Source organism: Dermacoccus sp. PAMC28757 (genome assembly GCF_014302635.1).
Taxonomy (GTDB): domain Bacteria; phylum Actinomycetota; class Actinomycetes; order Actinomycetales; family Dermatophilaceae; genus Dermacoccus; species Dermacoccus abyssi.
The window spans coordinates 1,936,269-1,958,587 of sequence record NZ_CP060292.1 but is presented as its reverse complement, the minus strand read 5'-3'; the positions used below and the strand labels follow the sequence as shown (position 1 = coordinate 1,958,587).

Annotated in this window: 19 protein-coding genes, 1 tRNA gene and 1 other RNA gene; 8 read left to right on the top strand and 13 right to left on the bottom strand. The window is 68.4% G+C overall.

From position 1 onward, the window contains the following. Nucleotides 1-95: 95 nt before the first annotated feature. Nucleotides 96-1,289 carry a peptidoglycan bridge formation glycyltransferase FemA/FemB family protein gene (locus H7F30_RS09430; RefSeq protein ID WP_187034755.1) on the bottom strand — a complete coding sequence of 398 codons (1,194 nt, stop codon included), beginning with the start codon at nt 1,287-1,289 and terminating at the stop codon, nt 96-98. 63 nt (nt 1,290-1,352) lie between these two features. Next, entirely contained in the window at nt 1,353-2,006 is a 654-nt protein-coding gene (locus H7F30_RS09425) for an MBL fold metallo-hydrolase (RefSeq protein ID WP_187034753.1), read from the bottom strand. Nucleotides 2,007-2,135: 129 nt separating this feature from the next. Here H7F30_RS09425 and H7F30_RS09420 point away from each other — a divergent pair, with 129 nt between their 5' ends. Continuing rightward, the gene (locus tag H7F30_RS09420; RefSeq protein ID WP_187034751.1) at nt 2,136-3,593 is read left to right on the top strand and encodes a GuaB1 family IMP dehydrogenase-related protein; all 1,458 of its coding nucleotides are present in this window, start codon (nt 2,136-2,138) and stop codon (nt 3,591-3,593) included. Nucleotides 3,594-3,695: 102 nt separating this feature from the next. On the opposite strand, the gene H7F30_RS09415 is transcribed toward H7F30_RS09420, so the two are convergent. The 3 genes from H7F30_RS09415 to H7F30_RS09405 all read right to left on the bottom strand — a co-directional run bounded on the left by H7F30_RS09415 (nt 3,696) and on the right by H7F30_RS09405 (nt 6,859). Further along, entirely contained in the window at nt 3,696-4,910 is a 1,215-nt protein-coding gene (locus H7F30_RS09415; RefSeq protein ID WP_187034749.1) for an MFS transporter, read from the bottom strand. A gap of 85 nt (nt 4,911-4,995) precedes the next feature. Next, nucleotides 4,996-5,365, bottom strand: an RNA gene (gene rnpB, locus H7F30_RS09410) — RNase P RNA component class A. 24 nt (nt 5,366-5,389) lie between these two features. Continuing rightward, complete coding sequence (locus H7F30_RS09405) at nt 5,390-6,859, bottom strand: RNB domain-containing ribonuclease (protein ID WP_187034747.1); 1,470 nt, start codon at nt 6,857-6,859, stop codon at nt 5,390-5,392. Between the two features lie 104 nt (nt 6,860-6,963). Between H7F30_RS09405 and H7F30_RS09400 the strand changes: the two genes are divergently transcribed. Together H7F30_RS09400 and H7F30_RS09395 are read left to right on the top strand one after the other, a co-directional pair. After that, nucleotides 6,964-7,722, top strand: coding sequence for a YaaA family protein (locus H7F30_RS09400; protein WP_187034745.1), 759 nt, complete (start codon nt 6,964-6,966; stop codon nt 7,720-7,722). Next, the gene (locus H7F30_RS09395; protein WP_187034743.1) at nt 7,683-8,816 is read left to right on the top strand and encodes an SLC13 family permease; all 1,134 of its coding nucleotides are present in this window, start codon (nt 7,683-7,685) and stop codon (nt 8,814-8,816) included. The genes H7F30_RS09400 and H7F30_RS09395 overlap by 40 nt, the downstream gene beginning before the upstream one ends. A 13-nt stretch (nt 8,817-8,829) precedes the next feature. On the opposite strand, the gene H7F30_RS09390 is transcribed toward H7F30_RS09395, so the two are convergent. The 7 genes from H7F30_RS09390 to H7F30_RS09360 all read right to left on the bottom strand — a co-directional run bounded on the left by H7F30_RS09390 (nt 8,830) and on the right by H7F30_RS09360 (nt 14,116). After that, nucleotides 8,830-10,023, bottom strand: coding sequence for an O-succinylhomoserine sulfhydrylase (locus H7F30_RS09390; RefSeq protein WP_187034742.1), 1,194 nt, complete (start codon nt 10,021-10,023; stop codon nt 8,830-8,832). Nucleotides 10,024-10,178: 155 nt separating this feature from the next. Then, complete coding sequence (locus H7F30_RS09385; RefSeq protein ID WP_187034740.1) at nt 10,179-11,390, bottom strand: bifunctional RNase H/acid phosphatase; 1,212 nt, start codon at nt 11,388-11,390, stop codon at nt 10,179-10,181. A gap of 92 nt (nt 11,391-11,482) precedes the next feature. Then, nucleotides 11,483-12,220, bottom strand: a complete 738-nt coding sequence (locus H7F30_RS09380) for a zinc ribbon domain-containing protein (protein ID WP_047312092.1) — start codon at nt 12,218-12,220, stop codon at nt 11,483-11,485. Further along, entirely contained in the window at nt 12,217-13,068 is an 852-nt protein-coding gene (locus H7F30_RS09375) for a Nif3-like dinuclear metal center hexameric protein (RefSeq protein ID WP_187034738.1), read from the bottom strand. Before H7F30_RS09375 ends, H7F30_RS09380 begins: the two co-directional genes overlap by 4 nt. A gap of 1 nt (nt 13,069) precedes the next feature. Beyond that, nucleotides 13,070-13,142 (bottom strand) — tRNA-Val (locus H7F30_RS09370). Between the two features lie 75 nt (nt 13,143-13,217). Then, nucleotides 13,218-13,670 carry a peroxiredoxin gene (locus H7F30_RS09365; protein ID WP_047312091.1) on the bottom strand — a complete coding sequence of 151 codons (453 nt, stop codon included), beginning with the start codon at nt 13,668-13,670 and terminating at the stop codon, nt 13,218-13,220. Nucleotides 13,671-13,696: 26 nt separating this feature from the next. Next, on the bottom strand, nt 13,697-14,116 hold the full coding sequence (locus H7F30_RS09360; RefSeq protein ID WP_082128838.1) for a DUF3052 domain-containing protein: 420 nt from the start codon (nt 14,114-14,116) through the stop codon (nt 13,697-13,699). Between the two features lie 282 nt (nt 14,117-14,398). Here H7F30_RS09360 and aceE point away from each other — a divergent pair, with 282 nt between their 5' ends. After that, nucleotides 14,399-17,161: a pyruvate dehydrogenase (acetyl-transferring), homodimeric type gene (aceE, locus tag H7F30_RS09355; protein ID WP_187034734.1), complete on the top strand. Its 2,763-nt coding sequence runs from the start codon at nt 14,399-14,401 to the stop codon at nt 17,159-17,161. A gap of 85 nt (nt 17,162-17,246) precedes the next feature. On the opposite strand, the gene H7F30_RS09350 is transcribed toward aceE, so the two are convergent. After that, nucleotides 17,247-18,380, bottom strand: coding sequence for a glycerophosphodiester phosphodiesterase (locus H7F30_RS09350; RefSeq protein WP_255464727.1), 1,134 nt, complete (start codon nt 18,378-18,380; stop codon nt 17,247-17,249). Nucleotides 18,381-18,476: 96 nt separating this feature from the next. Here H7F30_RS09350 and H7F30_RS09345 point away from each other — a divergent pair, with 96 nt between their 5' ends. The 4 genes from H7F30_RS09345 (at nt 18,477) to H7F30_RS09330 (ending at nt 22,243) form a co-directional block, all read left to right on the top strand. Then, complete coding sequence (locus H7F30_RS09345) at nt 18,477-19,667, top strand: CdaR family transcriptional regulator (protein WP_187034730.1); 1,191 nt, start codon at nt 18,477-18,479, stop codon at nt 19,665-19,667. Nucleotides 19,668-19,745: 78 nt separating this feature from the next. After that, complete coding sequence (locus H7F30_RS09340; RefSeq protein WP_129665379.1) at nt 19,746-20,921, top strand: acyltransferase domain-containing protein; 1,176 nt, start codon at nt 19,746-19,748, stop codon at nt 20,919-20,921. Then, nucleotides 20,921-21,901: a beta-ketoacyl-ACP synthase III gene (locus H7F30_RS09335; protein WP_187034728.1), complete on the top strand. Its 981-nt coding sequence runs from the start codon at nt 20,921-20,923 to the stop codon at nt 21,899-21,901. The genes H7F30_RS09340 and H7F30_RS09335 overlap by 1 nt, the downstream gene beginning before the upstream one ends. A 93-nt stretch (nt 21,902-21,994) precedes the next feature. Further along, on the top strand, nt 21,995-22,243 hold the full coding sequence (locus H7F30_RS09330; protein WP_047312086.1) for an acyl carrier protein: 249 nt from the start codon (nt 21,995-21,997) through the stop codon (nt 22,241-22,243). Nucleotides 22,244-22,319 lie beyond the last annotated feature (76 nt).

Below are 22,319 nucleotides of genomic sequence, written 5' to 3'. Positions count from 1 at the left end.
CAAGAAGGCAACGAAGTTCGCGAGCTCGAACGCCCATGAAGAGGCCGTCCAAGACGCGAGCCCGCCCCGGACCGGCCTTCGATGATGCCCTGGCGTCAGCCGAGCTTGTTCCACTTCGCCGCGGAGCGCCTGGCCTTCACATCGCTCGCCTTCGAGCGGGCGCCCGACGCTGCGCCGGCGAGAGTGGCCCTGGGGTCGCTCTTGAGATTGGCGACCGTTTTCTTCGCGGCGGGAACGCCGCGCTTGAGGGTCGAGCGGACCACCGGAAGCGCCGTCGCGAAGACGGGGAAGAGCGGCGAGAGAGCCTTGTCGTAGGTGCCGACGAGCATGTCCTCGTGCTTGGCGAACTGACGCTTGAAGTCGGAGATACCGTCGTTGAGCAGCCCGTTGAAGTCGTAGCGCTCGACGCCCTGTTCTTTGACGTGCTTCATCGCCCAGAACTTGAGGCCGTAGTTGAGGCGCAGCTTCATGCCGCGCGGGTTGACGCCGCCGTAGAGCTCGAACGCCGTCTTGCCCGAGACAACGAGCCAGACGAAGGCGACAACCTCGTCACCCTCCCAGGCCGCGATGAGCTGCGAAGCCGGCCCCATGAAATCGCGGATCTGCTCGTGGTAGAGGTCGGAGTGGACGGCGAAGTTGGCGCGCTTCGCTGTCTCCTTGTTGATGGCCAGCACCTGGTCGAGGTCGGACTGCTCGGTGACGAGGCCGAAGCGCACGTTCTCGGCCTTGAACGACTTGCGCACGTTCTGGCGGGTGGAGCTCGACAGCTCCTTCATGATGGTGTCCTCGTCACGCGTCACGTCCACGATGAGAGTGCGCGGGATGAGCCCCGTGTTCTCGCTGCGCTTGTAGCCCGCAGCTTCGACATCGGCCAGCCAGTCCGAGGACGGTGCCGCAATCCTCTCGGCGAGGTCTTCGTCCGAAACGCCCTTCTCCAGCGGGGAGAAGGGGGCCTCCCAATCGGGTTCGATCGTGATGCCGATCGGCCCGTGGGTGCGCTTGACGTAGTCGGCGAGTGCCTCGACGACGCGGCCACGGTCGCCCTCCTGGGCCTGCGGGCCACGCGGGACGTACGCGAGTGACTTGAACGGCTGGGGCAGCGTGCGAAGCAGCACCTGCGCGGAGCCGACGATCCGTGCGCCGTCACGCACGACGACCCGGTCGGCACTCCACTCGTACTGCGACTTCAACTCGCCCCATCCCCACAGCTGCAGGGGGTGTCCGCCGGAGGAGTTGACGAGATCGTCCCACTCGTCGCGGTCGTGGCAGGGGGTCACCGTGAGCGTCATGTGAGTCAGGCTATCGGCTCACGGCGACCCGCTCGAAACGTCCACGCCGGGCGGCCGCTCCGTTCAGGAGAGCGCGGCGCTCTCTCCCTCGGGAACCTCGATGACATCGACGCCACCGTCGAGACCGTAGTCGCGCACGTGCCCCAGGTAGATGCCGCGTGCTCGGTCCGCCGTCACCTTGTCGTGGATCGGAATGACGTGCTTCGGCTCGACGGCTCGCACGAACGCAATCGTCTCGCGCACGGCGGACCACGGCGCCACCAGGGGAAGACAGAGATAGTCGACGTTCTCGGGGCGCCCCTCGAGGGAGTCGCCGGGGTGGAACAGGCGCGGCTCCCCGTCGCCGCTCGCCACGATGCCGACATTGCTGATCCGCTCGATGTACGGGTGGATCTCGGCGTGCGTCGCACCAACGCCTTCGAAGCGCGCGCCCTTGACGGAGAAGGTCTCCCCCGCCTTCGTCGCCGTGACGTCGAGGCCTTTGTCGCGCAGCTGCTCGGCGGTCTGTGGGTCGGCGAACCACGCGGCGTCGGGGTTGGCCTCGCGCAGGGCGTCGAGGCGGTCGGGGTCGAGGTGATCCGGGTGTTGGTGCGTCACGACGATCGCGTCGACGCCCGCAACGTCGTCGAAGGAGCTGAACGTGCCCGGGTCGAACAGAACGGCCGCGTCGGCGACGGAGAGTTCGATGCACGAATGTCCGTGGTGCGTGAGCTTCATGTCCTCACGGTAGGCACACACGCCGCGGTGTGGGAAGGAGGGCGTGACCGTCGCGCGAAGCGAATGCCGATTCGCCTGGACCCCAACGTCTCCAGGGCGTTGTCGGTGGCTGCGGATAGGCTGACGGACGTGGACTTCATCACCGATCAGCCCCCGTACGACCTCACGTACAACGACGTCTTCATGGTGCCGTCGCGCTCGCACGTGACGAGCCGCCTCGACGTCGACCTCACGACGCCCGACGGCGTGGGCACCACGATCCCGCTCGTCGTGGCCAACATGACCGCGATCTCCGGCCGACGCATGGCGGAGACGATCGCGCGCCGCGGCGGCATCGCCGTCCTTCCCCAGGACATTCCGATCGCAGCCGTCCAGGAAACGATCCGGGACGTCAAGGCGAGCCACACGGTCTACGAGACGCCGGTGACGATCGCCCCCACCGCTCCGGTCTCCGACGTCCTCGCCCTGCTCGGCAAGCGTGCTCACCGCATGGCTGTCGTCGTCGACGACGAGAACACGCCGCTCGGCCTCGTGAGCGAGAAGCACTGCCTCGAGGTCGACCGGTTCTCCGTCATCGCCGACGTCATGTCGAAGGACATCACGGTCGTCGAGGCGGGCGGCGACCTGCAGGACACATTCGATCTGCTCGAACGCGAACACCGCGATCTCGCGGTCGTCGTGGAGAACGACGCGCTCGTCGGTGTGCTCACCAAACGGGGCATTCTGCGTTCGACGATCTACTCCCCGGCTCTCGACCCACAGGGGCGCCTCGCCATCGGTGTGGCCATCGGCATCAACGGTGACGTCGAGACGAAGGCCCGCACGATGCTGGAGTCCCACGCCGACGTGCTCGTCGTGGACACCGCGCACGGTCACCAGGAGAAGATGATCGAGGCGCTCGGCACGGTGCGTCGCGTGCGTGACGAGTTCGAGGCCGCGAACGGGCGTCGCGTACCGATCGCGGCGGGCAACGTCGTGACGGCTGACGGCGCGCGTGACCTCGTCGAGGCAGGCGCCGACATCATCAAGGTGGGCGTCGGGCCGGGCGCCATGTGCACGACGCGCATGATGACCGGCGTGGGCCGTCCCCAGTTCTCCGCGGTGCTCGAGTGCGCCGCAGCAGCCCGTGAACTCGGCGCTCACGTGTGGGCCGACGGCGGCGTGAAGTACCCGCGTGACGTCGCGCTCGCGCTGGCCGCCGGCGGCGCGTCCGTGATGATCGGTTCCTGGTTCGCCGGCACTTGGGAGTCTCCCGGCGACCTCAACCGGGACGCCGACGGGCGCCTCTACAAGGAGTCGTTCGGCATGGCCTCGGCCCGTGCGGTGCGCAACCGCACGTCCGCCCAGGGTGCGTTCGACCGTGCTCGTTCGGCCCTGTTCGAGGAGGGCATCTCGAGCTCGCGTATGTACCTCGACGATCAGCGACCCGGAGTCGAGGATCTTCTCGACTCGATCATCGCGGGCGTGCGCAGTTCGTTCACGTACGCGGGCGCCAAGAACATCGAGGAGTTCCGCGCGAAGGCTCGCATCGGTGTTCAGAGCGCGTCCGGCTACGACGAGGGGCGCCCGCGTCACACGAGCTGGTGACCTGGCCCTGACGCTGTGCTGCCCCCACCCGAGACGATTCGGGCGGGGGCAGCTGTTGTTCAACTCGCCGAGCGAACCTACTGACGCTGTCTGACCCGGTTCTCACCCGGCAGGAGCCTTGCTCTCCGCGCTGCTCGGCACCTCGAAGGTCCGCATGCTGCGGATGACGAGAGGTACGACGGACGCGACGAGCAGGAAGCACGCTCCCACGGCGATGACCGGACGGGCTCCGTAGGCGGCGGCCAGGGGCGCCGCCAGCATCGAGCCGAGCGGCAGCGCGACGAAGGACATGAGGATGTCCCACGAGTGCACGCGGCCTTGGAGCTCACCCGGCACGGCATGTTGGATCGCCGTTTCCCAGTGCACGTCGTAGAACAGCAGTCCCGCGTAGCCGATGGCAGCGAGTACCGCGATAGGCCATACCGAGTGGAACACCGCGAAACTGAACGCCCACAGCGGCATGAGGATGAGCGGTGCCCAGCCGGTGAACAGCGGACGTTTGAGATGAATGCGCGCCCCGAGCGCAGCGCCGAGAAAACCGCCGAGCCCCTCGGCAGCAGCGACGATGCCGACGGCGTGTGCGCCCCCGAGTTCCGACGCGACGAGCAGCGGGGCGAGCACGAGCACCGCGCCGTTGCCGATGTGGTAGAAACCCGCGGCCAACAGGCCCCAGAGCAGCCACGAGCGCGAGCGCACGGCGCGCCAGCCCGCCACGAGCTGCGCTGTGAACGCCTCGGATCCTTCCGTCCGCACGATGTCGACCGGGCGCGCCCAGGCCAGCACCGCGGCGAGGGAGACCACGAACGTCACAGCGTTGAGGGTGAACCCGAAGGCCGGCCCGGCGAATCCCACGGCCGCGCCGCCTGTCACGGGTCCGAGCATGAGCATGAGCTGACGCAGGCTGGTCAGCGTGCCGTTCGTGCGTTGACGCTGATCGGCGGGAATGACGGCTCGTCGCCACGTCATGAAGGCTGGCCCGAAGAAGGCGCCCGCCGCTGCACTGACGAAGGCGCACACGATGACGAGCGGCGTCGACCAGGCGCCGAAAACAAAGGCCGCGGCGAGCACCGCCGCCGAGATGGCCCTCACGACGTCGGTGAGAGCCATGATGAGCCGCGGCTGCACCCGGTCGGCCCACACTCCGCCGAAGAGCGTGAACACCAAGCGTGCGACGGTGGTGGCCGTGATGGCGGCGGCCATCTGGCCCGCACTTCCGTGGGCGAGAACGATGGCTACCGGCAACGCGACCACCTGGAAGGCGTCGCCCAGCCAGCTCGCCACCTGGCCGGCCAACACGCCCTGCGTCCGTCTCTCCACCCACGAAGTGTGCCGCATGCGCGCCGACCAGGCGGGTCTGCAAGGAAGTCACCGACAGTTCGACAGTGCGCTGCGGGGAGATGGTGGGATGAGCCGGCCTGTAAGCCGGGTTGTGTTCCGCGCACCGTCACCGGTGTCGCTTCGGCGATCATCCATCTAGGCCGCGCATTGCTGCGTGGCTCGAGCAATCTACCCGTGCGCTCAGCGGGCAGCTTCGACGCGCACTGTTCGATCTTGCTCCGGGTGGGGTTTACCGAGCCGCTCCAGTCACCTGGAGCGCTGGTGGTCTCTTACACCACCGTTTCACCCTTACCGCGCACGAAGCGCGGCGGTCTGTTTTCTGTGGCACTGTCCCGCGGGTCACCCCGGGTGGCCGTTAGCCACCACCCTGCCCTTCGGAGCCCGGACTTTCCTCGGCGAAGACGAATCTTCGACGCGACCGCCCGGCCGACTCATCCAAGGGGCAACTCTACCGCCGGTCAGGAGGCGGCCTCGACCACCTCGAACGTGAGCTTGCCGCCCATGATGTCGGCGTCCGTGAGGCGCACCGTGCAGGTCTCCCCTGCGGGCGGCGCGGTAGCGCCCTCGGCGGCACGGGCTGGTGCGACGACAGCGTGGTCGACGAGTTGGACCGTCAGACGTCCGCCACCCTTGCCCTCCTTGTCGGGGCCCTCGACAACGAGCGCGCCGAATGTCTCGCCGACGGAGGACGACAGGGCAGCTGCCTCCACGCGGTCGACGCAGGCGCGGTCGATCTTTCCGGCGACCTGGTCGCTCGAACGCATGATCTCGGGCAGGTCGGGCAGTGCCTCGCGGGCCCAGGCGGGCACCTCTCGTCCGTTTGCGAGCGCCTCACAGATGACGAGCCCGAATCGGTCGACGAGGCGACGAAGCGGCGCCGTCACGTGGGCGTACGGCGCGGCGACGGCGGCCTGCTCGGTGATCTCGGGGGTCGTGCCGTCGAACGGCGTGTAGGCCGCCCCGCGGAACAACGTGACCGCCTCGTGGATGAGCGCGAGGTGACGCGGGTCGTCCCGGTCGAGACGGCGCAGGAATGCGCCGTAGGTCTCGTCCTTCACCCACACGAGCCCGAGGCCCTTGGCCTGGAGGCGGAAGCGTTCGACGTCGCGAGGATCGGGCTTAGGCATGGTGCGCAGGATGCCGACGCCGCCGTCGAGCATCATGCGTGCCGCCACCATGCCGGTCATGAGTGAGATCTGCGCGTTCCAGTCCTCGCTGGGCACGGGCGGACGGAAGTGCACCTCGTACCGGCCGGGCTCGGGCTCGCTGACTTCCTGGTCGGGCATCGGCAGCGAGGCTCCGCCGCGCTCGAGTTCGAGCGTGGCGCGCAGCTCTCCGATGCGCTTGAGCAGGGCAAGACGCGGGTCGTCGCTGCCGGAGTCGACCGCGCCCTGAACGCCCCGGTAGTCGAGACGTTCGACGCTGCGCACCTGGGCGCGGTAGAGCGTCGCGTCGGTGACCTCACCGCGGGCGTCGAGCGTCATGTCCCACACGAACGCCGAGCACACCTGATCGGGCAGAAGGCTCGCGGCGCCCTCGCTCAACTGGCTCGGGTGCAGCGGGATGCGCACGTCGGGCATGTAGATCGTCTGGCCGCGACGGCGGGTCTCGGCATCGAGGTTACCGCCGGGACGCACGTACAGGGGCACATCGGCGATGGCGTAGCGCACCCGGAACCCATCACCGGCCTCCTCGAGATGCATCGCCTGGTCGAGGTCCATCGACCCGACGGGGTCGATCGTGAAGAACGGCACGGCCGTTTCGTCGCGTTCGGGCATTTGGACCGCAGCCATCGCCTCGCGGGCCTCCCCGACGGCGGCCTCGGGGTAGCCGAGGCTCAGTTCGTACTCCGCGCGCAGGGCGTCGAAGGAGCGAGCGAGGTCGCCGCCGGTGTCACGGCACGGCCAGAGGATGCGGGTCTTCGGCATGGCCCGAGCCTACAAGCGCACGTCGACGAGAGGCACGCTCCACGCGCGTTGTCCGGCCCGGAACGACTGCTGCGCCGAGCGAGGATCGGGCTACGCTGGCCCGCGTGATCGTCCTCCTGCCGCCGTCGGAATCGAAGGCCACGCGCAGGCGTGGCGCGCGCCTCGACCTCGCGAAGCTGTCGTTCCCCGAGCTGACCGAAGCCCGACAGCAGGTCGCCGCAGCGGTCAGCGAGGTGAGCGCGCGCGACGAAGCGCCCGAGGTGCTCGGGGTCTCCCCCAACCTTGCCGACGAGATCGCGCGCAACACCCGACTCTTCGATGCTCCGACGTTGCCCGCCGGGCAGCTCTACACCGGCGTGCTCTACGACGCGCTCGGGTTGTCCGACCTCGAAGGCGCCGACAAGGCGCGGGCGACGCGGCGCGTCGTCATCTCCTCGTCGCTCTACGGCGCGGTCCGTCTCGGAGACCGCCTCGCGCCCTACCGCCTGTCGATGGGGGTCAATCTTCCTCCGCTCGGTGCCCTCGCCGCTCACTGGCGCTCGGTGCTCGACGCGCCGCTGAGCGAGGCCGCAGGCAAGGGCGTCGTCGTGGACTGTCGATCCTCGACGTACGCCGCCTCGTGGAACCCGAGTGGCGAGCTCGCGCGCCGCTGGGTTCACATCCGCGTTCCCGGCGCCACGCACATGGCGAAGCACACCCGCGGACTCGTGACCCGAGCCCTCGTCACGGATGCGCGCGACCCACGCACCCCCAAGGCGCTCGCTGCCCAGCTGGCCGAGACGTTCGACGTCGACCTCCACGAAGCGACGTCACCGTCGAAGCCGTGGATCCTCGACGTGAGCGTGCGCGAAGTCACGGCCTGACCGGCGTGGACGTCGACGCCGCACTGGAGCTGCTCGCTCGGGTCCCGAGCGTTCTCGTCTTTCTCGCCGCCCTGACGGTCGTGGCGGAGTGCGCGTCGATCGCTGGCCTCTTCGACCTGCTCGGCACGAAGGTGGTGGCCCTCGCCCGCGGGCGGATCGCCCTCGTGTGGGTGCTGTTCATGACGACGGCAGTTCTCGTGACGGCCTTCCTCAGCCTCGACACGACGGCGGTTCTCATGACGACGGCCGCCGTCGTGGTCGCGCGGCGTCTCGACCGCCCCGTCGCATTGTTTGCCTTTCCGACGCTCTGGATCGCGAACATGGCCTCGCTCTGGCTGCCCGTGTCGAACCTGACGAACCTGCTCGCCCGGGACGTCCTGCCTCACCCCAATGCGCTCGGGTTCCTGGAGGAGGCGTGGCCCGTCGCGCTGACGACGACGCTCGTGCCCCTTCTCGTGGCGGCCGTCGTCTGGCGGTCCTCACTGCGCGGCACCGCGGTGGCCCCTGCGGAATCGGCGCCCCCACAGCCTGCCCAAGACGGCGTGCTTCCCGCAGTCGGCACGCTCGTTGCTTGCATGTGCGTGTCGATCCTTCTCGTCGAACCCGCCGTGGCTGCATCCGTCGCGGCGCTCTTGTGTGTCGCCGTCATCGCCATGAGGCGCCGAAGCACCCTCGCCGAGATCGAGATCCCGTGGCGCAGCCTCGCCATTATATCGGCCCTGTTCGTCACCGTGGCGCTCGTTCACGGTTCCGGGGTCCTGCGTCCCGCACTGGGTTCGTTGGGCGACGCTCCCGCGTGGACGCTCACGGCCGCCGGAGCGCTCGTCGCGAACGGGCTGAACAACCTTCCGGCCTACCTCGCGCTCGAGCCCGCCGCCCACGGTGAGACGGATCGGGTGCTCGCGCTCCTCGTGGGCGTCAACGTGGCGAGTGGCATCACCTGGTGGGGTTCGGTGGCCACGCTCCTGTGGCGTGACCGTCTTCGCCGTGCCGGTGTCCGGATCAGGTGGGGAACCCACCTTCGGCTGGCCGGCCTGGCCACGCTCGTCACGACGCTCGCTGCAGCCGGAGTGCTCGAGCTCGTCAGCCGCTGAGCTACAGCGTGCGTCAGTTCGGACCGAACGCCACCGTGAGGGCTCGCTCGAGATCTGCGGCGAGGTCGCCCGCGTCCTCGAGGCCCACGGACAGGCGCACCGTGCCGTCGGTGATGCCGATGGCAGCGCGCGCCTCCTCGCCCATGCGGCGATGGGTCGTCGTGGCGGGGTGGGTGGCCATCGACTTGGAATCGCCGAGGTTGTTGGAGATGTCGACGATCTCGAGAGCGTTCATCAGGGCGAAGGCCTCGGCCTTGCCGCCGTCGATCTCGAACGTCACGACCGTGCCGCCGCCACCCATCTGCCGCTTCGCCAGCTCGTGCTGGGGATGTGAGGGGAGGAAGGGGTAGAGCACGGTGCGCACTCGGGGGTGTGCTTCGAGCTGTTCGGCCAGACGCAGCGCCGCCGCGGCCTGCGCCTCGACGCGCAGACGCATCGTCTCGAGCCCCTTGAGCAGCACCCAGGCGTTGAACGCCGAGAGTGTCGGCCCGGTGTGACGCACCAGGTTCTGCACGGGCCCGTCGATGAACTCCTTCGGCCCGAGGATCGCCCCGCCGAGCACGCGGCCCTGGCCGTCGATGTGCTTGGTGGCCGAGTAGACGACAATGTCGGCGCCGTGTGCGAGCGGCTTGCTGAACACGGGCGTTCCGAAGACGTTGTCGACGACGACCTGCGCACCGGCGCCGTGCGCGAGGTCGCAGACCGCTCGCATGTCGACGAGCTCCTGCATCGGGTTGCTCGGCGATTCGAAGAACACGGCGGTGGTCGGCTCGGCCAGCGCCTTGCGCCACTGCCGGAGGTCAGGTCCGTCGACGAAGACCGTCTCGACGCCCCACCGCGGCAGGATCTCGTCGAGGATGACGAAGCACGAGCCGAAGAGCCCCCGCGAGGCGACGACGCGGTCGCCGGCGCCCAGCAGCGCGGCGAGGGCCGTGAACACCGCCGACATGCCCGATGCAGTGGCGGAGCACGCCTCAGCCCCTTCGAGGGCCGCGAGGCGCTGTTCGAGCATCGCTGTCGTCGGGTTGCCGTACCGGCTGTAGACGAACCGCTCGCTCTCCCCGGCGAAAGCGGCCTCGGCGGCTTCGGCGCTGTCGTAGACGAAGCCGGAGGTGAGGTACATGGCCTCGGCCGTCTCCTCGAAGCCGCTGCGGGCCAAACCTGCTCGGACAGCGAGGGTGTCGGGGCGAAGGGTGGGCTCACTCACCGGATGCTCTCCTTCCCACGGGCAGGTTTACTGCGCGTGGTGCGTCGGGGAAGCCGGGCGGACCCGGCTGTTTCCATAACGCAACCTTATGAAGAAGTGTCTGCTTCGCTATCTCGCCCGCTTCGATGTCCAACCGGTGGACGATGGCGGGGGGCTCAGCGCAGGTGGTGCGTGTCGTTGGTGAACGCGACCTGCGCGTTCCCGTCGCGCCACACCTCGATGCCGGTGAGCGAGCCCGGTGCTGCCGCGAGCCTCCACGCCGCATCGATGTCGAGCCCGAGCACCGCCGAGAGCACCGACATGATGGCGATCCGGTGCGTCACGACGACGACCGCTCCCCCGCGCTCCACGGCGCGCTCGAGCGCGTCGGAGATCCGCGCGTCGAGCTGTGCGCGCGTCTCACCGCCGGGGGCGCTGTACGTGGCGTCATGGCGCAGACTCGACAGCCCGGCCGCGTCCCGAGCGTGGATCTCCTTGAAGCTCAGGCCGTCCCACTCGCCGAAGGCCTGCTCGTCCCAATTCTCGTCGACCTGCGCCTGCACGCCCAGCGCCTTCGCGACCGGCGCTCCGGTTTCGATGGCCCGCGCGAGCGACGACGTCACGACGCTCACGGTCTCGGCGCCTGAGACGAGCGCGCCGACGGCCCGCGCCACGCGCTCCGCCTGGTCGCGACCGGCCGCGTTGAGCGCGGGGTCGGCGCCGCCACGGCCGTCGAGCTTTCCGCCCGTCGTGAAGTCGGTGACGCCGTGACGCACGAGAACGATGCGGGTCGGCTTGCCGAGGTCGGGTTTCGACGTCACCGGGGCGACGGTCTCGGCTTCGCGCTCGGTCGTGTCCGGTTCGCTCGTGCCGCCCGGGGCCTCGTCCTTCGTTGCTCCGCCAGGCGTGCCCTCATCGTCGGTCTCACTCGTCGAATCGTCGGACTGCCACGCGTCGCGACGCACGGTCACGCCGTCCATGCCGTCGTTCGACAGCTTGTCGGCAGCCTTGTTCTTCTCGCGCGGGATCCATTCGTAGGTGACGGCCCCGCCGGCACTGGCGATCTCGGACGAGATGGTGCGCGCTTCGGCGGCGAGACGCTTCATGTCTTCGTGCTTGATCTTCCAGCGACCCGACATCTGCTCGACGACGAGCTTGCTGTCCATGCGCACCGTCACTGCCGCGGACGGTTCGTGGTCGCGTACGGCCCGAAGCCCCTCGACGAGGCCGGTGTACTCGGCGACGTTGTTCGACTCCTTGCCGAGCGGCGCAGCCCGCTCGGCAAGCACCTCCCGCGTCTCGCCGTCCCGAACCAACGCGCCGTACCCGGCAACACCAGGATTACCGCGCGACCCTCCGTCAGCTTCGACAATGAGGCGTCGTGTCATGGCGAGATCCCTTCGGGGTCAGCGTTGTTCAGCGACGCGAGGCGTCGGTCAGAGACAGGGTCGGGTCGAGGGGGCGCCCCTTCCGACGTTCGTCAGACGTCGGATTCGGCCGTGCGCACGAGAATGCGGCCACACTCGTCACAGTTGACGACCGTGTCGGCCGAGGCCGCCTTGATCCGGGCGAGGTCACTCGCGTTGAGCTCGAGGCCACAGCCCATGCAGCGACGTCCGTGCAGCGCGGCGGCGGCCACACCGCTACGCGCCCGGATGCGGTCGTACTCGGTCAGCAGTTCGGCGTTGATCGTGGGTGCCATGTCGGCGCGCTTGCTCGCGACCTGGGCCCGCTCCGCGTCGAGCTCCTTCGAGTCCGCGGCCATCGCGTCCTTGAGTTCCTTGACCTTCACCTCAGCGGCGTCGGCGGCCTTGGTGAAACCGTCGAGGCGCTCACGCAGTTCCTCGGCACGCTCCATGATCTCGAGTTCGGTGTCCTCGAGAACGCTCTGGCGACGGGCCAGGGTGTCGAGCTCGTGCTGGAGAGCCTGAAGGTCCTTCGCCGTGCCCTGACCCGCGTCGAGACGCTTTCGGTTGCGCGCAGCACGCTCACGCACCTGCTCGACGTCGGCCTCGCTGCGGCTGATCTCGCGTTCTACGTCCGACACGGCGGTCTGAGCGAGAACCATCTCCTCCGTCGCGGAGTCAGCGGTGGCCTTCGCCTCGGCGAGCTCCTTGGCCTGCGGCAGGTTGGCCAGACGGTGGTCGATCTGGTCCAGACGCGTGTCGAGCTTCTGCAGGTCGAGCAGCTTCCACTGCTGCTGAAGTTCTGCCTTCACTGCTGTTCTCCTTCGCTTGTCGAGACCAAGAAGTCCCAAGGGTCGGTGCGGCGGCGCGAGACGGCCACCTCGAGGTCGGCGCCTTCGGCGGCAACGGCGTCACGCAGGCGTTCACTCGCGTGCTCGAGCCACAGCCACTCACTGGCCCAGTGCCCGGCGTCGACGAGGAAGAGCGGCTTCTCGGCCGCGTCCTCCTCGCGCGATTCGATGGCGGGGTGGTGACGCAGGTCCGCCGTCACGTAGACATCGGCTCCGGCCGCACGGGCGGCGCCGAACTCACCGTCACCTGCGCCACCGAGCACGGCGACGCGGGCGACTTCGGCGTCCGGGTCACCCGAAACCCGCAGGCCCACAGGAGCGGGCGGCAGTTTTGACGCGAGGCGTTCGCAGAAGGCACGCAGCGTCATCGGTGACTCCAGGTCGCCGACCCGGCCGAGCGGCTGGCCCTCGGTCTCGACGAGCGGCTCCACGCCTCTCAGGCCGCACGCGACGGCGAGCGCGTCGTTGACGCCGGGCGTCGCCACGTCGGCGTTCGTGTGCGCGGCGTACAGCGCGACATCGCCGACGACGAGAGCCGTCACAGCGCGGCCCTTGCCGCTCGTCGTGGCAACGGACTTCACGCCGCGCATGAGCAGAGGATGGTGCGTGACGAGCAGGTCGTACCCGCCGTTCACGGCCTCGTCGATGACGTCGAGGGCAGGGTCGACAGCGAAGAGCACTCGCTCGATCGCCTGCGCCGGGTCGCCCGTGACCAGGCCGACGGCATCCCACGACTGAGCGGTCGACGGCGGATAGAACCCGTCGAGGATTCGCGTGACCTGAGCCAGCGTCGTGGTGGAGTTGTTCATGTGGGCCCCGCCGGGATCGAACCGACGACCGACGCGGTGTAAACGCGTTGCTCTACCAGCTGAGCTAGAGGCCCCGAGCCCGGTTGGGTGCTGCGGGCACGGACGGCAAGCTTACCCGTCGCGTGCCGCCCCACCCTCGGGCCTGCTCGTCAGAGCGCTTCGAGCGCGCCCGTGAAGTCACGCGCCTCACCGGGGCCGTTGACGAGCGACCAGCGCACCGTCATGTCGGCATCGACGAGGAACGTTCCACGAATGGCGAATCCGGCGTTCTCGTCGAAGACCCCGTACGCCTTCGCAACCTCGCCGTGCGGCCAGAAGTCCGAGAGCAGCGAGAAGTCGTAACCCTGGTCCTCGGCCCACGCGCGCTGGGTGAACATCGGGTCGCAGCTGATGCCGACCACGCGCACGGAGGCGTCGTCGAAGCTCGGCATCGTGTCGCGGATGGTGCACAGCTCACCCGTGCAGATGCCCGAGAAGGCAAAGGGGTAGAACACGATCAGCGTGGGCCGCTCGGTGACGATCTGCGACAGCGTCACGTCCTCACCGAATTGGTTCTTGAGCGTGAAGTCAGGAGCCTTGGAACCCTCGGTCACTGTCGTCATGGTTCGTCCCTTTCGTCGGTGCGCGATCAGCGCTGTTTGGCCGTGCCGCCCTGCACGAGCTTCGTGCCGATCCAGTCCTCGCCGACCTTGAACGTCGAACTGGCCTTGAGGCCGGCCGTCGTGGCCGCTTCCTGGATGTCGGCGGCGTCGACGTTCTCGGGGCTGCCGACCTTGGGAACGATGAGCAGGACGAAGCCCTTCTCCTCGAGGGTCGCGAGCGAGTCGACGATGTCGTCGGTGAGGTCGCCGTCACCGTCGCGGAACCACAGCAGAACGGAGTCGACGCTGCCGTCGTAGTCCTCGTCCTCGATCTCCGAACCGACGATCTCGGCAATCGCATCTCGCCACGATTCCTCGACGTCGTCGTCCCAGCCGATCTCCATGACGACGTCGTCAGCGGAAAAACCGATCTTGGCCGCCGGATGTGCCCCTGCGGTCTGGTTCACGTGGTGCGTCCTCTTTCTTGCTCCGGGGGCGCGTGCGCGCGTACCCCTCGACGATGTTCCCTCGGGCAGTTCGCCCGAAGGTGCTTTCAGGTTAGTCCACAAGGTCGCGACGCACATTGCAAGGTGGTGTGCCGTTTCCGGAGTTGTCGCACGCCCAACTCGCAAGGGAATTCGTACCGATCAGTAGCCCTCCCCGGTTTCCCACGACGCGCCTTTCGGGGGCAGGATGGGGGCAGTGGCGCGTGCCAGGTAGCGCCGACGAAGAAACTGAAAGGACGCACCGTGTCCCTTGATGAAGCCGGCCCGATTCTCAATGGCATCCCGAGCCAGTTGCCGGACGTCGATCCGGAGGAGACCCAGGAATGGCTCGACTCTCTCGACGGTGTCATCGACGAGCAGGGCCGTAACCGCGCCCGCTACGTCATGCTCAAGCTCCTCGAGCGTGCCCGCGGCCAGCAGATCGGCGTGCCGTCGCTGACCGCGACGGACTACATCAACACGATCGGCCCCGAGTCCGAGCCGTGGTTCCCGGGCGACGAGGACATGGAGCGCAAGTACCGCGCCTGGATCCGCTGGAACGCTGCGGTCATGGTGCACCGCGCGCAGCGCCCCGACATCGGCGTCGGCGGCCACATCTCCACGTACGCCTCGGCCGCGACGCTCTACGAAGTCGGCTTCAACCACTTCTTCCGCGGCAAGGACCACCCGGGCGGCGGTGACCAGATCTTCATCCAGGGCCACGCCTCCCCCGGTATTTACTCGCGCGCCTACCTCGAGGGTCGCCTGAGCGAGGAGCAGCTCGACGGCTTCCGTCAGGAGAAGAGCCACTTCATCGACGGTGAGCCCGCCGGTCTGCCGAGCTACCCGCACCCGCGCAACATGCCGGAGTTCTGGGAGTTCCCGACGGTGTCCATGGGCATCGGCCCGATGAATGCCATCTATCAGGCCATGGTCAACAAGTACCTGCACAACCGTGGCCTCAAGGACACGTCCGAGCAGCACGTGTGGGCCTTCCTCGGTGACGGCGAGATGGACGAGGTCGAGAGCCGCGGCGCCCTGCAGTGGGCAGCCAACGAGGAGCTCGACAACCTCACGTTCGTCGTCAATTGCAACCTGCAGCGCCTCGACGGTCCGGTGCGCGGTAACGGCAAGATCGTCCAGGAGCTCGAGGCGTTCTTCCGCGGCGCGGGCTGGAACGTCATCAAGGTGCTGTGGGGCCGCGGGTGGGACCCGCTACTGGCCCAGGACCGCGATGGCGCGCTCGTCAACATCATGAACAAGACGCGTGACGGCGACTACCAGACCATCCGCGCCAACGACGGCGCGTTCGTGCGTGAGCACTTCTTCGGTCAGGACCCGCGCACGCGCAAGATGGTCGAGAGCTGGTCGGACGACGACCTGTGGTGGAAGCTCAAGCGCGGTGGCCACGACTACCGCAAGGTGTACGCCGCCTACAAGGCCGCCACGGAGCACACGGGCCAGCCCACCGTCATCCTCGCGCACACCATCAAGGGCTACTCGCTCGGCACGCACTTCGCGGGACGTAACGCGACGCACCAGATGAAGAAGATGACGCTCGAGGACCTCAAGATGTTCCGCGACTCGCTGCAGATCCCGATCAGCGACGAGGAGCTCGAGAAGGACCCGTACCGTCCGCCGTACTACCACCCGGGTGAGGACGACCCGGCGATCCAGTACCTCATGGAACGCCGCGCCAAGCTCGGTGGCGGACTGCCGTCGCGCAAGGGCCGCTCCGGTGAGCTGACGCTGCCGGGCGACGAGGCCTACAAGATCGCGAAGAAGGGCTCGGGCAAGCAGGAAGTGGCCACGACGATGGCCTTCGTGCGCATCCTCAAGGAACTCATGCGCGACAAGGAGTTCGGCAAGCACATCGTGCCGATCATCCCCGACGAGGCGCGCACGTTCGGCATGGACGCGTTCTTCCCGACGGCGAAGATCTACAACCCGCACGGTCAGCACTACCGCTCCGTCGACGCCGAGCTCATGCTCGCCTACAAGGAGTCGCCGCAGGGTCAGCTGCTTCACCTGGGCATCAACGAGGCCGGTTCGGTGGCGGCGTTCACCGCCGTCGGTTCGGCGTACGAGACGAACGACGTGCCGATGGTGCCCGTCTACGTCTTCTACTCGATGTTCGGTTTCCAGCGCACGGGTGACTCGATCTGGGCGGCTGCCGACCAGATGGCTCGCGGCTTCCTCATCGGAGCCACCGCCGGTCGCACGACGCTGACGGGTGAGGGTCTGCAGCACGCGGACGGTCACGGCCTGCTTCTCGCGGCGTCCAACCCGGCGATTCGCGCCTACGACCCGGCTTACGGGTACGAGATCGCGCACATCGTCCAGGACGGCCTGAACAAGATGTACGGCCCGAACGCCGAGAACGTCATCTACTACCTCACGGTCTACAACGAGCCGCTCGTGCAGCGGGCCGAGCCGGAGAACGTGGACGCCGAGGGCATCCTGCGTGGCATCTACAAGCTCAAGGACGGCTCGTTCGACGGTGTCGGCGAGAACGCTCCGCGCACGCAGCTGCTCGCTTCGGGCGTCGGTGTGCCGTGGGCTCTCGAGGCGCAGGAGCTGCTCAAGGACGACTGGGGCGTCGTCGCCGACGTGTGGTCGGTGACGTCGTGGAACGAGCTGCGTCGTGACGGTCTCGAGGCCGACGAGCACAACTTCCTCCACCCGGACGAGGAGCGTCGCGTCCCGTACGTCACGCAGAAGCTGCAGGACGCCCCCGGGCCGGTCATCGCGACGTCCGACTCGATGCGTCAGGTGCACGACCAGATCCGTCAGTACGTGCCGGGCGAGTACCACTCCCTCGGCGCCGACGGGTTCGGTTTCTCCGACACCCGCGCTGCGGCTCGTCGCTTCTTCCACATCGACGGTCCGTCCATGGCCGTGCGCGCACTGCAGTCGCTGGCCGACCGCGGTGAGGTCGACAAGGACGTGCCGAAGCAGGCCGCCGATAAGTACCAGCTGCTCGACGTGCGTGCCGGAACCTCCGGCAACGCCGGCGGCGAGTCGTAGACCGACACCGCCAGAGCAATAGCGAGGGGCCGGTCACCGCTGAACTGCGGTGACCGGCCCCTTCGTGCACCGAGGCGGACGCGCGTCAACGCCGGCTGAGGTACCTCTCGCGTGCGAGAACGGCGAAGTCCGGCATGTCCGAGAAGATCCCGTCGATGCCGGTGGCGTACAGCTTCTCGAGATAGTCGACGACCCGACCGAAATCGCCGGGGTTGCTTCCGTTGCGCAGGTCCGCGGGCAGGAAGTCGTTCTCGGCCCGCACCGTCCACGGGCACACCTGGAGGCCGACCGCGTGGGCATCGCGAACGAGAGACGTCGGAGCACCGAGGGTGTTGTCCGCGTTCCAGGCGATGACCTGCTTGACCGACGGCCCCAGACCGTCGAGCAGGTGTGCCCACTCCCGCAGCCCGGCCGGTGACGTCAGGTGGGCGTAGGAGCGCTTCTTCGGGTCGGCGAAGGGGCCGCCCTTCGCGTCAGTGAGGAAGACGAGTGGTGCCTTTACCTTGAAGCGAGTGCGCAGGTCGAGCAGGTTCTGCAGTTCGAACGACTGGATGAAGATCGGGGCACCGGGCCGGTCGAGCCCGTAGGTGCGGATGAGCGGGACGAGCTTCTCCTCGAGTGGCTTGCCCTGCGCGCGAAAGTACGTGGAGTGCTTCGTCTCGGGGTAGACGCCGATCGTGCGCCCGAGCTCGCGCTCCAGTTCGCGGCGCAGCTTGAGCACCTCCTCGAACGTCGGCACCTGCCACAGCCCGTCGTAGATCGTGTTGTGCTGACGCAGCTCGGGCAACCTCTCCACAGCGCGCAGCGTCCGGAGCTCGGCGAGCGTGAAGTCCTCCGTGAACCATCCGGTGACCGGTTTGCCGTCGAGCGACTTCGTCGTCTTGCGCGAGGCGAACTCGGGGCGCTTCGCGACATCCGTCGTGCCCGAGATCTCCGGCTCGTGGCGTACGACGAGCACGCCGTCCTTCGTGATGACGAGGTCCGGTTCGATGATGTCGGCACCCATGCGTGCCGCCAGACGGTAGGCCTCGAGTGTGTGCTCGGGGCGGTAGCCGCTCGCTCCGCGGTGTCCGACGACGTAGGGCTTGCGGTAACGCGCACCGTGTCCATGACGTCGATGACCGGAGGTCGTGGAGGCCTGTGCGGCACCGTCCAGAGCGAACGTCGCCGCCGAGGCGGTGGTGAGTGACAGGAGTGATCGTCGCTTCATGAAGGCCATGAGACCGCCTCGGTGTGATCATGGCGCGTCGGGGAAGTGAACAGGGAACGAACCGGGGAACCCGGCCTCGGCGGCCGTGACGGTACGGTGTGGCGCATGGTTGCGCACTCCCCCGTCTCCGACGCATCGATGACGGCGATCCACCGGGCGAGTTCAGCCATGGCCACCCACGCGAGCGCCCGCGTCGAGAGCCGTCACGCGTGGTTCTCCGACCTCGCGGCCGACGATCGCAGCTGGATCGGCGTCATCGCGCAGGACGGCATCCGCTCCTTCCTCGGCTGGCTACGAGACCCCTCCGTCGACGACTCGCACGCCATCGACATCTTCGCCAACGCCCCGCGCGAGCTGGCGCGGCGCATCACCCTGGAACAGACCCTCGACCTGCTGCGCACCGTCATCGAGGTGGTCGAGGAGGAAGCGCCGCAGCATGCGCGGGCCGAGGAGCGCGCCACGGTGCGCGAGGCCGTCCTGAGATACGCGCGCGAAGTGGCGTTCGGGGCCGCGCACGTCTATGCCCGAGCCGCGGAGTCACGCGGCGCGTGGGACGCCCGACTCGAATCCCTCGTCGTCGACGCCGTCGTCCGCGGTGAGCCGGACGAATCCCTCGGCTCGCGTGTCAACGCTCTCGGGTGGGCCGAGGTGCGCGGCGTGACGGTGGTCGTCGGCTCCAGCCCCGCGGGCGGGGAGTCGAGCGTCGTCGACCCGCTGCGGCGCGCCGCTCGTCATGCCGGCCTCGAGGTGCTCGTCTCGGTCGAAGGGCGACGCATGATCGCCATCATCGGGCCGGTGACGGATCCGATCGAAGCCGCGACGACCCTCGCAGATCATTTCGGACCGGGCCCCGTCGTCTGTGGCCCCAAGGTGCCCCACCTCTACGCTGCCGGGCGTTCCGCCCGCGACGCCATCCGCGGTTACGAGGCGGCGCCGGCGGCACCACAGCTGCCTCGCCCGACCCGAAGCGACGACCTGCTCGCGGCCAGGGCCGTTGCGGGAGACGACAAGGCGCGCCGCGCGTTGGCCTCCATCGCGACCGGCACGCTCGACGTGGGTTCGCCACTGGGCGACACGGCCCGCACGTACCTGCGCACGGGTTCGCTCGAAGGCACCGCGCGCGAGCTGTTCGTCCACGCCAACACTGTGCGATACCGGCTCGGACGCATCCTCGACGCCACCGACCTCGACCTCACGGACACCCATGACGCGTTCGCTCTGCGGCTCGCGATCATGTTCGCCGACCTCGAGGCCGGGCGCCGCGCACGACGCCCCCGCGGGGACGTCGGCTTGTAGGAACCCTACAAATCACACTCGCGAAGTTCGTCGCCCGCCCGGTCGCAGTGCAGGTGCCAGGCCGGGCAGAGTGGAACCGTGCTTGCGATCGTGTGCCCTGGACAGGGCTCCCAGACCCCCGGTTTCCTTCGCCCGTGGCTTGAGCTGCCGGATTTCCGCTCCCGCATGACCTGGCTGTCGGCCTGCGCGGGTATGGACCTCGTGCACTACGGCACCGAGGCCGACGCGCCCACCATCAAAGACACGGCCGTCGCGCAGCCCCTCATCGTCGCGAGCGGGCTCGTCTCGCTTCTCGCGCTGTTCGAGCACCCCGTCGAGGGCTTCCGTTCGGTCAGCGCCGGTGCGGGCCACAGCGTCGGTGAGATCACCGCAGCTGCCGCCGCGGGCGTCCTCACGGCCGAGCAGGCCATGGTGTTTGTGCGTGAGCGCGGCGCCGGAATGGCCGACTCAGCCGCCGTCACCCCCACCGGCATGAGCGCCGTCATGGGCGGCGAGCAGAGCGAGGTCGTCGCCCACCTCGAGGCCAAGGGCCTCACCCCCGCCAACATGAACGGCGCCGGCCAGATCGTCGCCGCGGGCACGCTCGAGCAGCTCGAGGACCTCAAGGCCGAACCGCCGGCCAAGGCCCGCGTCGTGCCGCTGCCGGTCGCCGGAGCGTTCCACACCGAGCACATGGCGCCCGCGCTGGACCGCCTCTCTGCCTTTGCCGGCGCCATCTCGACGCACGACCCGCGCATCCCGCTCGTGTCGAACAAGGACGGTCTCGTCGTCCACGACGGCACGAAGGTGCTCAAGCGTCTCGTCACCCAGGTGCGCAACCCGGTTCGCTGGGATCTCACGATGGAGACGTTCAAGGCCATGGGCGTCACGGGTCTCATCGAGATTCCCCCGGCGGGCACGCTCGTCGGCCTGGCCAAGCGGGCGATGCCCGGCGTCGAGACGCTCGCCGTCAAGACCCCGGACGACCTCGACGATGCGCACCGCATGGTGCGGGAGCACGGCGTGCTCGAGGACGACATCGAACCGGCTTGGCGTCTCGTCATCGCGCCGGCCAAGGGCACGATCACCCGCGCGCCGCTGGCCGAGGGCGACACGATCCGCCCCGGCGAGACGATCGGCCAGGTCGTCACCGCACGTGACGCCTATAACGCCGTGGCGCCGCACGGCGGACGCATCATCGAGTGGCTCGTCGAGGACGAGGACCCGGTGTCGCCCGGCCAGCCGCTCGTCCGCCTGCACCCGGCAGGTGCGTGATGGCGACGATCACCCAGCGCACCGGAGCCGAGTTCACCCGCGTGCTCGGCGTGGGTGCCTACCGCCCGGAACGCCTCGTGACGAACGACGAGATCGTCGGTCCGATCGATTCCTCCGACGAGTGGATCCAGGAGCGATCGGGCATCAAGACCCGCCGTTTTGCGCGTCCCGAAGAGACGATGCTCGACATGGCCGAGGCCGCCGCCCGTGAGGCGATCGCGAACTCCGGCATCGACCCGTCACTCATCGACGGTGTCCTCGTCGGTTCGGTCACCCACCACCTGTTCACCCCCGCAGCTGCACCGATGCTCGCCGACCGCCTCGGGCTCGACAAGCCGGCAGCCATCGACATCGCCGCGGCGTGCGCCGGCTACTGCTTCGGCATCGGCCTGGCCTCGGACATGATCCGCTCCGGCGATGCGAGCCACGTGCTCGTCATCGGCGCGGAGAAACTGACGGACGTTCTCGACCTCACCGATCGCGGTTCGGCTTTCATCTTCGGTGACGGCGCCGGAGCGGCCGTCGTCGGCCCGAGCGACCACGTCGGCATCGGCCCGACGATCTGGGGCAGCGACGGCTCCGGCTGGGAGTCGATTCGTCAGGTAGGCGAAGGCCACCAGGCCGACCCCAGGATCACGATGGCCGGCCAGTCCGTCTTCCGCTGGGCCGTGTGGAGCATGGCTCCGGTTGCACTGCAGGCCGTGGAGGCCGCAGGGCTGACACCGGACGACATCGACGTGTTCATCCCCCACCAGGCCAACACGCGCATCATCGACGCGATGGTCAAGCAGATGAAGCTGCCCGAGCACGTCAAGGTCGCCCGCGACATCGTCGACATGGCCAACACCTCCGCGGCGTCGGTGCCGCTGGCCGCCGAGCGGATGATCCGTGAGGGCCAGGCCAAGAGCGGCGACATCGCGCTGCAGATCGGCTTCGGTGCCGGCCTCGCGTACGCCGCGCAGGTCATCGAGATTCCGTAACCCACCAGTTCCCGCGCCTCGGCGGGTAACCCGAGGTGAGTCAGATACCGACCTCGATCGAATGCCGATCGAGCAACCACAAGGAGAGACACCATGGCTGCTTCCGAGCAGGAGATCCTCGCCGGCCTCGCCGAGATCGTCAACGAGGAGACGGGCATCGACGCCTCGTCGGTCCAGTCGGACAAGTCCTTCACCGACGACCTCGACATCGACTCGCTGTCGATGATGACGATCGTCGTCAACGCCGAGGAGAAGTTCGGCGTGCGCATCCCGGACGAAGAGGTCAAGAACCTCGTCACCGTCGGCGACGCCGTCAACTACATCAAGAACGCCCAGGCCTGAACCTTCACCAGGCCGGACGACGGTGGCTCACCCGCTCGGTGAGCCACCGCGTCCCACCCGCTTCCGTCACACCCCG

Bases quoted from the DNA above. Each gene is read 5' to 3' on its own strand.
- H7F30_RS09365 (WP_047312091.1), bottom strand. From the start codon at position 13,670: ATGACGACAGTGACCGAGGGTTCCAAGGCTCCTGACTTCACGCTCAAG.
- H7F30_RS09430 (WP_187034755.1), bottom strand. From the start codon at position 1,289: ATGACGCTCACGGTGACCCCCTGCCACGACCGCGACGAGTGGGACGAT.
- H7F30_RS09330 (WP_047312086.1), top strand. From the start codon at position 21,995: ATGGCTGCTTCCGAGCAGGAGATCCTCGCCGGCCTCGCCGAGATCGTC.
- H7F30_RS09375 (WP_187034738.1), bottom strand. From the start codon at position 13,068: ATGAACAACTCCACCACGACGCTGGCTCAGGTCACGCGAATCCTCGAC.
- H7F30_RS09350 (WP_255464727.1), bottom strand. From the start codon at position 18,380: ATGGCCTTCATGAAGCGACGATCACTCCTGTCACTCACCACCGCCTCG.
- H7F30_RS09335 (WP_187034728.1), top strand. From the start codon at position 20,921: ATGGCGACGATCACCCAGCGCACCGGAGCCGAGTTCACCCGCGTGCTC.
- H7F30_RS09345 (WP_187034730.1), top strand. From the start codon at position 18,477: ATGGTTGCGCACTCCCCCGTCTCCGACGCATCGATGACGGCGATCCAC.
- H7F30_RS09425 (WP_187034753.1), bottom strand. From the start codon at position 2,006: ATGAAGCTCACGCACCACGGACATTCGTGCATCGAACTCTCCGTCGCC.
- H7F30_RS09385 (WP_187034740.1), bottom strand. From the start codon at position 11,390: ATGACACGACGCCTCATTGTCGAAGCTGACGGAGGGTCGCGCGGTAAT.
- H7F30_RS09405 (WP_187034747.1), bottom strand. From the start codon at position 6,859: ATGCCGAAGACCCGCATCCTCTGGCCGTGCCGTGACACCGGCGGCGAC.